The following is a 13,251-nucleotide window of genomic DNA, read 5'->3' as shown; positions in this document are numbered from 1 at the left end:
GTCCGAAAAGTTGGCGCGGCAAGAAAAATGCGCCCCTGTGGGCGCACCATCCCGTTCGCTATTCCGCCTTTTTAACGCGCGGCTTGCGGCCGCGCGGCTTATCGACCAGCGCGGACTCACCGCTCTCGCGATACTGGCGGCACCAAGCCTTGACTGAAGACTCGCTGGGAATCTTGTGCTTGATCATTGCCTCGCGAACCGTCAGGCCGTTTTCCAAACGGTCCTTAACCACGGCGAGCTTTACGTCGTACGAATAGGTGTGATGACGAGCGCCCGCATTGAGCACGGCGTCGGCACCGCCCACGGCATATGCGCGGGCCCACTGACGAGCCGTGGCCTGGGGAATGCCAAGCTTTGCAGCGAGGGCGCGGTGACCGACCCCCTCTTGGAGGATCTCGACGGCGCGCTGCCTAACCTCGGGCGCATGCGTGCGGGTCCTAGTTGCTTCCGACATACCTGCCACTTCTTAGCCTTAACCGTTAATCTGCTTTCTTACGTGCTTGTTAGATAGTAGCATTTTGCTGTTCCCGCGTAACAGTTAATTGAAAATCGCAACGGCGGCATCTGGGTATTTGCCATTCATTTGCAACAGTTCTTTAGGTTTTATTTACGCAGCTAGTTGGCTCGCGGCTCATTGACGGTGTTTTACCAACCAGATTGGTATCTTTTTGTTTGGCTGGTATGGTTTGTGCAATTATTAACCCCTCGTCAGTCCGCACCTAACATGTCAGCTTTCCACTTGCTTCCCAACTTTCCACTTAACTTTCCAGCTTTCCACCTTAAGTGGTAAGTTAAGTGGAAAGCTGGAAAGAAGTTGGGAGACCGAAGCATGGGCGACGGACAGCCCTACTTCGCGAGTCGATACCGTTGTCGCGGGCTGCGCGGAGGCTCCATCGCCTCAATCTTGCCCGCACCAATCAAGCCTTTTATGTGGTTGGAAACGGCGCTCCTGCTCAAACTCGAAGCGTCGGTGAGCTCCTTGGTCGAGGCCGAAGAATGTGTTGCCAGGTAATCCAAGATTGCCTCGTCCACATGCCCCACAGACGTCACCTGTTCCGCCCGCATTATCTTTCGCTTATCGAACGTCAACGAAAAAGAAACTGTCGAGTTCTTTGGTTCGGGCGGCAACATGTTTGCCCGCTCGAGCTGCTCGCCTATCTCCTGATAACCAGTGCCGCGATTTTCGACCACGTAGCCACCGTCTGGGTACGGCGTGGTCTCGAGGATATTTGAAAGGAACTGGTTTCTGGATGACGAAACCCCAGAAACTCCCAGCGAATCGATCGTTACGTCGCCGTACAGCCCGCCGGGATTGAGAATCTCGACGCGGTCGATATACAAGTTGACCTGCACTTGTGAGCCGCGCGCGGCGGAAGAGTAGTCGCGGTGCATGAGCGCGTTCGCCACCGCCTCGCGCAGCGCCACGGGCGGATAATCGGGCACATCTTTCCGGAACGCGCCCTCGATAACCGCTGCGTTTCGGGTGTTTCTCGCAACGGCGGCAAGCACGTCCTCAATCATGAAAGGGATCGGACCCAAAATGGTCTGAGAATCCACAAAACGCTTGTTATCACTTACTCGCTGCGTTTTTGTGGTCCCGGGGTACGCCGTAAAGGTCACATTGAGACGTGGGAAGAACTTTTGCGGAAACCGTCCCATCGCGACAATTGCAGCAAGCGTCGGCACGATTGCGTCGTCCACCCTTTTGGTCACATGCAGGTCAAGGAGAATCTCATCGTCGCTTCTGGTGCCCAAAAGCCTAGGGTGTAGCTCGCGCTGGCGTTTTATAAACCCTTGCAAAAGATCGGCGTCAAGGTCATCGAGCGTGGCGCCTTCGACCGGCTCGTCGTCGTATGTAGGCTGAACATGCTCCTCCATAAAGCGATCGATTTCGTAGGGAGTCATGCGCCGGTCGCCGTCGCCCGTACGGATAAAGGACGAATCGTACATTCCGCGTGCCGCAATATAGCAGGGTTTATCGCGTGGATGCATTTCTTTGATGCGCGCGCAAAGCACCAGCTTACCCTCGAAGGGGAGCACTTGGATATCCGGCCTCACAACGGGCGTCAGCTTTTCACATGCAGAAGAGAGGGCGTCTTGCATCTTGCGGGCATCAAAACCCTCGACGGGCATAAACCCGTTCTTTTCAGAAATGCCGAGGATGATAAAGCCGCCCTGCGCGTTGGAAAATGCCGAAAGCGTCTCGACGATGCTTTTGGGGAGCGCGCCCTTGGCTTCTTTTACTTCGTACTGCTGGGTGTCGTTTCCTATTGCCCGCAGATGATGGATAACCTGCGCCAACCACTCCTCATTCATGCCGAACCTCCCAACTTTCCAACTTTCCACCTAACTTACCAGCTTTCCACTTAACTTTCCAGCTTTCCACTTAACTTTCCAGCTTTCCACCTTGAGTGGTAAGTTAAGTGGAAAGCTGGAAAGTTGGTGGAGAGCTGGGGCAGCAGTAGGCCAAGCGAACAAGAAAAAGGGCGGCAACCGGGTGGTTGCCGCCCCTCGCGTAGCTAGTTGGTTTTCGTCTCGTGCCGAATGCCCTCGGTGTTGATGCGCGCTAGCGTGTACGTCACGTAGTCGGAGTGCGAATAGCCATCAAGGTTGCTAACGTTGACCGGTGTGTCGTCGACAACGTTGCCGGTCATAATATTGGCCGTAAGCACCAAGCGGTAGTTTGCGTAAGTTTGGTTCTCACCCTCAACATTCGTATTCACTTTAACGCGGAAGGCATGCTTAAAGGCAAGGCTGTTGCCGTCGCGCGTGAGGAACGCGCCGTTGGTCTTGGTGTCGGTGAACACATAGCTGTTGCCGTCGGCGGATGCCGCACCCGTGCCTAGGTAATCGCTGCCGAGCACCGTAATGTAGTTCGAGATATCGCCGACCGGAGCATAGCCGCCATTATCTTGCCGCTGCTCCAGGCTCAGCGTGTAGGTCACCGTGCTTGCGGCGTCGATCTTAGCCTCGGCGCCCGTGAGCTTGCTCAGGTCGTAGGTACCCACCAGAGCGATCTCGCCGTCAGCGGACTTGAGGTCATCGATGTTGATGCCCAACTGGGATTTCTTAGACGCCTCGAGCGCGATGGTCGATGAGCCCACATCCATACGGTAGTAGCCGGCGCCGCCATCGTTGTATGCCGAGTTGCTACTGGTGCTGAGCGTGTCGGCATGCGTGGAAAGGTACGCGCGGTAGTTGGGTTTGGTGTAGCGGTCGGTGCCGCTGTTCTGCGAGGCCACGATACCCGCCTGGCAGGCAGGCTCCGTCATGGTGAGCGCGGCCCTCATGGTAACGGTGAAGGCGTTGACATGGTTCTTGGCGATCTCGCGCAGGCCCGACATGTCGATGGGATTACCCTCAGCATCGGCAAGCACCAGTGACATGTCGCCACCGTTCGCAGTCCAACTAAGGCCCGACACCACTGGGGTCTCCTTCGTGCCGGCCAGACTCCAACCCGACCCGCCCCAGGTGTAGTAGTTATCACCCACCTTAACGTAGAACTCATACGTGCCCTGCGTGCCCGTGGGGTATCCTACCGAGCCCGCGATGACGCCATCGTGATAGGTGACAAGCGACGAATCGAGCTGATAATACAGCGCGTCAGAGCTCGTGTATTGCTGGCTCGAGTCAAACGTCACGGTGTCGCTCACGTTCATGGAAAGCGAATAGGTGGCTTCCTTGAGCTCCATCCGGCTGATGCTGTCCCTGTTGTCGACGAGGTTACGCTTGTTGTCAACGAGGCTGTGCGTGTAGTTTGATGCCACGCTATAGGTCGAGGGCGTATTCTGGTGCCCATCCTCGGCAGCCTTGCCGTCGGCTGCTTTCTTGCCTCGCAGCAGGTAGTTGATGTGCTCGTTGAGGCTCGTGTCCACCGTGGTGGCGGTGTAGCCGTTGACGCCCACGGACCCCGCCGGCGTGCGCACCACCAAGTAGAAGTTTTCGCTCTTGGGCTCTTCCTTATCAACGGAGAGGGTATAGAACGTGCCCGTCGCGTCGGAAGAAGTGCGCGCGCGGTAGTACGCGCCATCGACCTTGGCGCCAGCCATCTTCGCGAGTTCGGCCTGGCTCTTGTCCTTGACCTCGTCATCGGCGAGCTTGACCCAAGCGCCGTCCTTGTCCTCCTTGGCCTCATCGGCCTTCACGCCCACGATTTCGCTCAGCCACGGTTCGGTGTAGTAAGCCTTGTTGCCAGCGTCCACAAACTCGGTGAGCCTGACTGACGTCGCGCCGCCCGTGCCCACCGTGTAGTGATATTCGCGGCTGTTGTTGGCCGTGTCCACGAGTGTGAGCTGTGTACCCTCGGGCAGCGTGGCACCGAAGGTAATGCTCTTGTTGAGCGGACCCATAGAGCCGCCGGCTTCGAGCAGCGTGTTCCAGCCGTAATCGACCGGCTTGCCCCGAGCGCTGCCATAGGTCCAGGTAAGGTAGCCGGTCATGGTGTCGCCGCTGCTCACAAGTACGTGCTTGTCGTATTTTGTCGCATAGTCGGCAGCCTTGAAGTTCGCACCTTCGGAGTAGGTGGCGGTAAAGTCGATCTCGAGCATGCGCTTGACGATGATGGGTACCTGTACACGGTAGCTCTGGCCGGCCTCGCTAAAGGTGACCGTAAGCAGCGTGAAGCGCCCCTGCTCATTGTCCCAGTCGGTGCTCGCGCGGAATGCCATAGAGCTCGTGCCATTGTTGAGCACCTTGAGCGTGGGCGCTTGCGAGGCGGCTACGTCCTTGACGAAGGTGCCGTTATCGGCGAGCGAGAAGACCTCGGCGGTGGCGGTCACATGCGCGGTGCTGCCGTTGAGGCGGCGGGCATCGGAGAAGCCGCCATTGGTCACGATGTTCAGGTAGCTCTCCACCGTCGTGGTATCGTTGCCCGGAATCACGAGCACGGGGAAGTCAGTTTTGGCCTTCTTGTCCGAAGTAATGTTGTTAGCGTTATAGGTGCTACGCGAGCTGTCCGCGCTATAGGTGCTCGTGTTTTGGTATGCGCCGGCATCATTGATGCCGGCGATGTTGGTGTAGGTGTAGCGGCCGGGAACGCGGGCACCCGCTTGGCTTTGGATGGTCGTCGCGGTGTCAATGGCGGCGCCGTCGCCAAACAGGTAGCGGTCGGTGGTGTCGCCGTCGGAGGCACGCACCGCCAGCGTGCTCACGGGCCTCGTGGTCACGTACGGACTCGTTGCCGTGGTAGCAGTATCGCCTGCGCCGTAAAGCGTTTTGTTCTCGTTGGGCGCGGCAGCCGTGCCGTTGTAGTCGCCGAAGGCAATATAAGTTTTCTCGTTAACAGCAGCCGTATTCGTATTGGTCGTGTAAACCATCGGCGGCAGGTCGCTCGTGGTCTTGCCACTACCGGGCTTTACTTCCACGCCCGCTGCGGAAAGGCTGTACTTACCATCCCCCGTGTCAACCTCGCCCAAGAGTACGCCCTGGGTTTTGCCCGCATTGTAGCTATTGCTGTCCATGAGCACGTTTAACAGATGGAACTGGCCGCGCCCGTCGCCCATAATGCCGCCGTTGGACCTTTCGCTAAACGTGGTGTTGGATACCTTTGTGTTGGTAACGTCGATGACGACGGATCCGCTGTTACTCGCGTTATTCGCGCCCAGCAGGCCGCCGCTCCAGTTACCCTTAATCGTAGCGTTCTCGATCGCGATGTTGTTGCAGGCTATATTCACATTGCTGAAGAAGTAGCCGATAAGCCCGCCCGAGCATTTGCCGGTGCCGGCGATGCTGACATTCTTGACACTGCAGTCGTCGAACCAGTACTTGTTGGGGCTACCGCTACTCGTAACCTCACCAATCAGGCCGCCCGCATTGTAGATGCTATTGTTCGTTCCGGCCTTATCGCCGATGACGGCGTTCTCGGTGCCGTTTCCGCCATCAATGCGCACGTTGCTCATAGAAATAACGCCGCCACGGGCGCGTCCGACCACGCCGCCGGCGCCCATATGGTCATCGGAGTTCGACCCGGTGGCTAGCACGTTTACCCCAGAGATGACTGCCGTGCACGACGACTGGGCCGCTGTGGTGGTGCCGATGTTGGTGTTGACCGAGATATCGCTTCTTTCGACATAGCCGAGCACGCCGCCCACGTAGGGCACTGTCCCTGTGGCAGTTATGGTCGAGTTTTTGCCAACGGTCCTTTCGCTCACCCCTGTGCCTGCGGTTGTCCACACACCGCACGCCGAGGCGACCGTACCCACATAGCCACCGACATTCTTCTCGCCCGTGACGTTAAGGCCAGTGTATGAGCAGTCATAGAGATACGCGGGGCCCCACCCGTCCCCGAACTCGACCATATAGGTTCTGTCTTCGCTCGTAGTTCGTCTGGCGCGGCCCGAGCTGCCAAGAAGCCCTCCTACGCTCTTTGCGCCCGACACGGTGCAGTTCTTCATCTGCACGTTGCGGTAGATGCCGCACGTGCCGTCGTCGTAGTTGGCCGTTGCACCCGCCAAAAGGCCGGCACCGGTAAGGTCGTTCGGCGCCTCTCCTGGTTTGGCTTCGCCGTTGGTGTCGATATAGGTGAGCGCTACGTTGCAGTTGCTAAAGGTGAGGTCTTTGACCTGCGCGCCGTCGTTCGCGGTGACGCTCTGCCCCACATTGGTGGAGGTGAACATCACGGTGCTGAATAGACCACCCACGCCCGAGACCTTATAGTCGTCGTCGGCGTATTCGACGACGCCGTAGGCGGTGCCTTCGGTACCCACCGTGATGGTGGCGCCGTTACCGTCGATCGTGGCTACGTGCGGCGTAATACGGTCGCGGTCGGTGCCCGGCTGGTTCGAATTGCAGGCATTGGAATAGTAGCGGCCGTTTAGGCCCACGTACCCCGTGCCGTAGTCGGTCATATCGTAGGTGTCGCCCTGCTTGAACTCCAAGCTCATGCCGATCGATTTCGACGCGCACACATAGCCCGTTTGGTAGTCGGCAGCGTAGGACGCCACCAGGTAGGGCGAATTTACATCGTCATCATGGTCGAGCGGGCCGTGCCACCCCTGCTTGCCGGGGGCCTTCTGGTCGTCGTTTTTGGCGATTTCGAAATCGCCGGCAGCACTCTCAGGCTTGCCCACATTTGCGTAGTTAGCATTCCGTACCTTGCCATATTCCTTGTTGCCAAACAGGTAGCCGCATATCGCCGGGTCTTGCGAATCGCTGCCCCAGTAAGCCTTGGAACCGCGGAACACGCCATTATTGGAGTAGTTGGTATGTGCCGCGCCAGCACCCGCACCCGAGCTGATGATGGCCGAGAGCACCAAAAGGCCCTGGGCGTTTTTCACCATGGTCACAGGAGCCTCGGCGTTAGTGCCGAGGTACTTGTTGTCGGTGCCCGTGGTGGTGACACAGGGGGTTCCTTTTTTTGTGAGCTCGTTAATCTGGTAGTTAGCGTTACCGTTTTCAACCTTACAGCCCTCGCTAAAGGCATAGCCATCAATCACGCGACCGACGTAGGGATTGTTGTAGAGATCAAAGTTGCCCTTTCCCAGACCACGAGATTTGTCACCAGTTCCAGCACGCCAGGAAGATTTTCCGCTTTTGTCCATATTGCGGAAAATCACGCCGCCACCCGCAATGGCACCGACGTAGCCACCAATGGGAACAAGATGCGGCTTGTCGCCACCGCCCGTGACGGTAAATCCCGTTGTAGGGTTTTCGGCCGTCGTCCCATTAACGACCACGCCATCGATAATGTTATCGCCACCAAGGATGCAGCCGACAACGCCACCGAAAAACGCCGTCGGAACGCCGTCGGCATCCTTGGCAGAATAAGTAATAGTCGCCGACGCGTTCACATAGCGAATATTCAGATCGCGCACCACGCTGCCGTAACTATAGGGAATAAGGCCGCGAAGCGAACCCTCGTTATTCTCTATCTTGATGGTTGCGTTTTTATTATCACTGCCAAAGTTGCCAACGATGACGCCCCTAAACGGGTTGGCCCTATTTCCAAAACCGCCAAACGATGCGCCGTCGAGAGTAATCGTATTGCCCTCAGTAGGCTCGATGCTGTAATACGCGCTCTGCATATAGCGGTGCATGGTTTCGTCGCTCAGCGTCTGCGGGGAATTGGTCGACGCGTCTCCGGTCTTCTTCTCCCATTTATTATCGGTACCGTTCGCCTGCTTGTAGACGTACGTAACCTCATTGTCGGTCGAGTGATCGCTGCTGCGGCGAGTGCAGAGCCTACCCTGGTCGGCGACAATGGTGACCTCCCAGCCGTCAAGCGCCGTCATGTTATTAATGTAGTTGGCAATGGCATTCATCTCCGCCGCGTTTGTGACGGAATAAGGATCGCCGTAGGTACCACATCCCATTACCAGCTTTGGAATGCGCTGGTTGACTTTAATTTCGTGATACTGAACGCCATCCTCGGCGGCTTTTCCCTTGTAAACATAAGGAAGGTAGTCACCGAACCAAGGCCTGACGTCACCGTCCTTCTTACCATCAACCGTCACATAGCCGCTCACGGCACCATACGTCGCTTCGTCGTAATACCAAAGCTGCTTGCCCGGGTACTCCGTACTCCCATCAATCTCGGATCCGTAGGTCACCTTGCCCGCATCGCCATCGGCCTTAGTAAAGGTGTAGTCCGCAGAGCCCGTGCTCGTGCTTCCGTAGCCAAAACTCTCCAGCAGGCTCGCATGGGTGAAGATCGTATTGTTCTCTTGGCTGGGCAAGCTGATTTGCTCAAACTTCGCCGTCACCTGATCGGCCTCACTGCCTACACCAAGCTTTCCGAACAGCGACGTAGCCGCCTTGGTGCCACTCGTGTACCCAGTAGTCTTGATATTCTTCGCGTTCAGGCTCACGTACTTCTGCATCTCGTTGATGAGCAGAGGCATATAGGCGTTAGCGTCCGTGGCGCTGTTGGCGCCGTCGACAATCAGATTGTTGAGTGTAAGATCATCAATTGAGATCTTTCTAATCTTGGTGCCATTGCCGTCGCTGGACCCATACACGTAGCGGCACACGAGCGCGCCCGATGAGCTTCCGCCCGCGCCAATAGCGTCAGTAGAGCTCTTTCCGTCATTGATAACGGGCCCAACGGTACCACCCAAAGTGACGTTGCTTACTGTGAGATCGCCGTCTGCCACCGTTTGAAAAAGACCGCAGTGCATGTTCTCGTGCTGGGTGGCATCGGAGTTTAGCTTGTTGCCATTCTGCTCGGCCTTGATCTTGGAGTAGTAGAAGGTGATGGCCGCATTATTAACCGTCACCTCTCCGATCGGTTGAGTGGGATAGTAGCTGTAGCCGGCCAAATCGATTGTGCCCGTTATGGTTATGGAATCATCGAGCCCTGTCGTACCATCGGGAACGATTGTCGAACGAATACCGGCGGGAGCATAGCAGAAAGCAGACCATAAGAGCAGCTTGTCCGCTGTATCGATTTGACTGCCACTAAAGCCGCCTCCACAATTCTTAGAGGCTATGTCGAGGTTGTAGAAGTAGCGGGTATTGCCGTTCGTATTCTGGCTTCGACCGAAAGACGAGCGATTATGGTAGCTGTTGTCTTTTGTGGAATCGCCGTCCATGTCCAGCTTGTTTTTCTGTGTGTGTAGCGAAACGACCGTGTTCCAGTCGGCGTCCATGAGCTTGCTGCCGTTGTTTGGTTTTACACCGCTGCCAACCCATTCATCGAAGGACGTTACGCCCGACGCAACGATGGCCCCCTCGCCGGTGGGCACCCTATAGGCGGTATCCCAATAAGCCCTGTCCTCCAAGTACAGGCCTAGGTAGCTCTCGACGCCATATGTCGTCTTATCATCCACCTTGCAGCCGCGGCAAACTAGAACGCCGAGCGTCTGAGCGGCGCCTGCATTAATCTTTGTGCCCGAGAGATCGATGGCGTAGTTGTTGATAATCCAGTGACCGCTGGCTGCGTATACAAGGCCGCCAAGCTCCTTGGAATCATCCACAGTCGCGATTATAGAAGCGTTGGTCGTTTTCAAAGCATAGGAGTTTTCACTCTTGTTAATGTTGTCATCTCCGATAGTTACGACCGCGTTGCCCCAGCTATAACCCAAGAGACCGCCCACGCCATTGAGCTTATCGCCGTTCTTTCCGACTCCCATCTTGAACGAGTTGAACGAAAGGCCCGTAATGTTAACGTCCTTTTTGGCCGAGTTGGCTATTGCCCCATCAGCCCCATAGGTGCTCTGTGCGATGCAGCCGATAAGACCGCCGACCTGGGCAATCTTGCCGCTGGTGCAATTGCCGGTCTCGATTTTTCCGCTGACCTCAAGGCCCGTAACGTTGAATGTCGAGACATAATTGCCCACATAGCCGATGGCGCCGCCAATACGGCTGTTGCCATTAAGCGTTTTAGTTGCAGTGATGCTCGCTTGAGCCTTGCTACTGTCCCTAAACGTAACCGTAGAAGCTGCCGACACGCCGCCTGCAATACCACCAATGTTCACATCGTTGGTGAACGTATCATCGCATGCGATATTCGTTTCGCACGTTGCGCCAGACAGCGTCAGACCACCCGCAATGGCGCCCGCAAGCGATCCAGCCTCGATTGCCGAGCCGTTATCGAACCTCATGGAGCCAGCGATGGTGACGTTGGAGACAGTCTCGCTGTTGGCGGCTGCGCCGTTGATTGCTGCGAACAAGCCCAGGCGGCCGTGACGGTAGATTTTTCCGTTGCCGGCACTGATGTCGTCGACGCCCAGAGGGGCGTTCCCGCGCATGCCGTAAGGCTCACCGACAGCAAGCTTGATCGTGCCGCCGCCGTTCAACGTACCCGAGAAAACTTGCGAGTCGTTTGCGCGGTCCTGAGTGAAGCCCGTCAGGCCTGTACCCTTGAGGTCAATTGTGCCGTTCACCGTAATGGTCGAGGACTTTAAACCATTCAGATTGTTTTCGGTAACGCCTTCGACCATTGAGTAGTAGCCGTTGGTTTGCCAGGTAATCGCAAGCTTGGCGAAATCCTCAAGCGAGGCTAGAGCATAGACGCCGTTAGTCAGTTCCAACGGTGCCGGTAGAGTCAGCTCGTGTGTCGTCGGGTTCAGCGTAATAAAACTATCACCCAGGCGAATAACCTGGCCGTAGCTGTAGATGTCATCGATCTTGACCGGCTTAGAGGGACGCTTGTATTGCCATTCCGTGGTACCGCCTACGGTGGCACCTCTGTCGCTTCCGCTACCGGCAGCAAAAAACAGTGAATTGAAGTTCTCATAAATCAGCTGCGCGGTGTGATCATTTTCCACGAAGGCGGCATCCGACAGGTCGGTGATACCGCTGAACTTGACGATGCCGAGCCACGACGACCCAACGACTCCGGCAAAGCCGCCGTTTGTGCCGCCGATGGTAGCGCCGCTGGCGGTTTTGACCGTTAGGCCGCGCACTTCCAGCACGTTTTTGGTGTCCACGACGCCCACGGCGCCGCCGTATTTGCCGTTGTTGCTGGCGTAGCCCGAGGTTGCACACGTCACCGCTGCGCCACTGATGACCACGGCGGACACATTGTCGCTCCCGCCGCCTTCACCAAGGTAGCCTACCAGGCCGCCCGCATACGCGAGCTTGCCGTTAGAGCCCACGCCAAACGACACCTCAGCGCCACCCTTCACCGTGAACGCGTGCAGTGCGTCGCCGTATTTCTGGCCCCACAGCTTGCCCACCAAGCCGCCGTAGTTCCCGCGCACGCCGTTGTTGTTGCTGTTGTCCGCGCCGTTTTGCAGCGTGCTTTTATACAATCCGCCGTTTACGGTCACATCGCCGTTCGAGATGTCGAGCACGCCGAACAGGCCACCGACAGAGGGGGCGGCGGTCGTGTTGGCCACACTGAGCGCCACGCCCTCGCCAAAATCGAAGGTGCCATTCTCGATAGTGAAATCGCTGGCAAACGAGGCGTCACCGATAAGGCCGCCGGCATACGTACCGGCTGATGACGACCCAACCGAGTGCGCTGGCTTGATACTGATATCCTTGCCCGAGGCATCTTTTCCGCTGTTGTCCGTATCTACGGCAAGCGTAAGCCTGGTCGCCTTACCGATAAGGCCGCCCGCCGCATTATTACCCGCGACGCTCAGTGCCGAAACATCGACATTCGAAGCAAGGGTGACGGCAGCCCCCTCGCCTGCCTCGCCAATAAGGCCGCCGGCATTGGCACCAGCGCCCGTAGCATCGATGGTGGGGGTGCCGTTGAAGCTCTTCGGCAGGCCATTCAGCCCCGCGATCGTAAGAGATGCGCCTGCAGTAAGGGTGTTCGCGAGTAGGCCCAGATTGCCCGTGGACGATTGCATGCCAATCGCCAGGGGGCTATTCGCGCTTGTCGAATACGTGGCGTCAAGCGTGAGCTCGCCCGTAACCTCACCCACGAGCGGCGAAGTGAGCTTGACGACGCTCGTATCGCCGCTCTCGGGCTTGTCTACGGTAATGGCAGCGCTGAGCGTCTTGCCCGCGCCCGTGACCTTTGCGGCCACGATGGGCTGAGCATCGGTGCCCTTCCAGGTGAGCTTTACGGTGCCGTTGTTATCGTTGAGCTCGATGTTGTTGAAGAGCGTCTTGTTGGCGGTAAGGGACCTGCCGCCCAGGTCGAGCGTACCCTTGAAGGGGTGGGCATCGCTGCCGAACCCCTGGAACGCGAGATTGCCCAGGTCGCCCACGGCCTGCGCGCCGCACACGTCGAAGTCGACGCCGCTCAAGCCGGTCTTGGAGATGCTCGCGTTCTGGTAGATGGCGGGGTCGGTGTTGGAGATGGCGATAAGGTCGGCGTTGGATCCGAAGGTGATGGCCGTGACCTCGCCAGCGTCGTTCACGGTGACCTTGCCGTCGACCAGCGCGCCATCAAGCTCACCAGCGGTCTTGATGGCGGGGTCGGTGCTAGCCTGCGCAGCCGCATCTGTGTCCGCGTCATCCGCCTGATCTTCGTCGGCGGCGCCCTCATCGGCAGCCGCATCGTCTTGGGATGCGTCGCCCTCCGTTGGGGTATCGCCGTTAGTGGTTCCATCGGTCGTGGAGTCCTGCGATTCGCCAGCGTTGGTAGAACCGTCGCCGCCCTCGGTGGCGCCCGCATCGGCGCCCGGAGTCGTCGCGGCATCATCAGATGCAGCCTGGTCAGCATCTTGCAGCGAGGTGGCCACGGCATCCTGTACGGAGCGGGCAGTATTGCCCGCGGCGCGCGCGGCGGAGACGGACGCCTCCATAACGGCGTCGAGCTCTTGCGCGAACACCTCTGTGGAAGGCGCGAGCGCCTGGAAAATCATGATCGCAGTCAGGCATGCGGTTGTTATGCGCTTTGCCGTTCTCATCTGA

General features: G+C 57.7%; 3 protein-coding genes. All 3 read right to left on the bottom strand.

Going from position 1 to position 13,251, the window contains the following annotated elements; translation table 11 throughout:
- Positions 1-58 precede the first annotated feature (58 nt).
- On the bottom strand, positions 59-454 hold the full coding sequence (locus ACKUUJ_RS02240) for a helix-turn-helix domain-containing protein (protein ID WP_409064513.1): 396 nt from the start codon (positions 452-454) through the stop codon (positions 59-61).
- A gap of 392 nt (positions 455-846) precedes the next feature.
- Positions 847-2,316 carry an ATP-binding protein gene (locus ACKUUJ_RS02235; RefSeq protein ID WP_409064512.1) on the bottom strand — a complete coding sequence of 490 codons (1,470 nt, stop codon included), beginning with the start codon at positions 2,314-2,316 and terminating at the stop codon, positions 847-849.
- Positions 2,317-2,519: 203 nt separating this feature from the next.
- Positions 2,520-13,247 (bottom strand): hypothetical protein, encoded by a 10,728-nt coding sequence (locus ACKUUJ_RS02230; protein ID WP_409064511.1) that lies wholly within the window; start codon positions 13,245-13,247, stop codon positions 2,520-2,522.
- Positions 13,248-13,251: the final 4 nt, after the last annotated feature.

This window comes from Collinsella sp. wc0583 (assembly GCF_046116915.1).
In the GTDB taxonomy this organism is placed as follows: domain Bacteria; phylum Actinomycetota; class Coriobacteriia; order Coriobacteriales; family Coriobacteriaceae; genus Collinsella.
This window is presented reverse-complemented; position numbering and strand designations above follow the sequence as displayed.

Excerpts from the sequence above, each read along its gene's own strand:
- ACKUUJ_RS02240 (WP_409064513.1), bottom strand. The coding sequence starts at position 454 with ATGTCGGAAGCAACTAGGACCCGCACGCATGCGCCCGAGGTTAGGCAG.
- ACKUUJ_RS02235 (WP_409064512.1), bottom strand. The coding sequence starts at position 2,316 with ATGAATGAGGAGTGGTTGGCGCAGGTTATCCATCATCTGCGGGCAATA.
- ACKUUJ_RS02230 (WP_409064511.1), bottom strand. The coding sequence starts at position 13,247 with ATGAGAACGGCAAAGCGCATAACAACCGCATGCCTGACTGCGATCATG.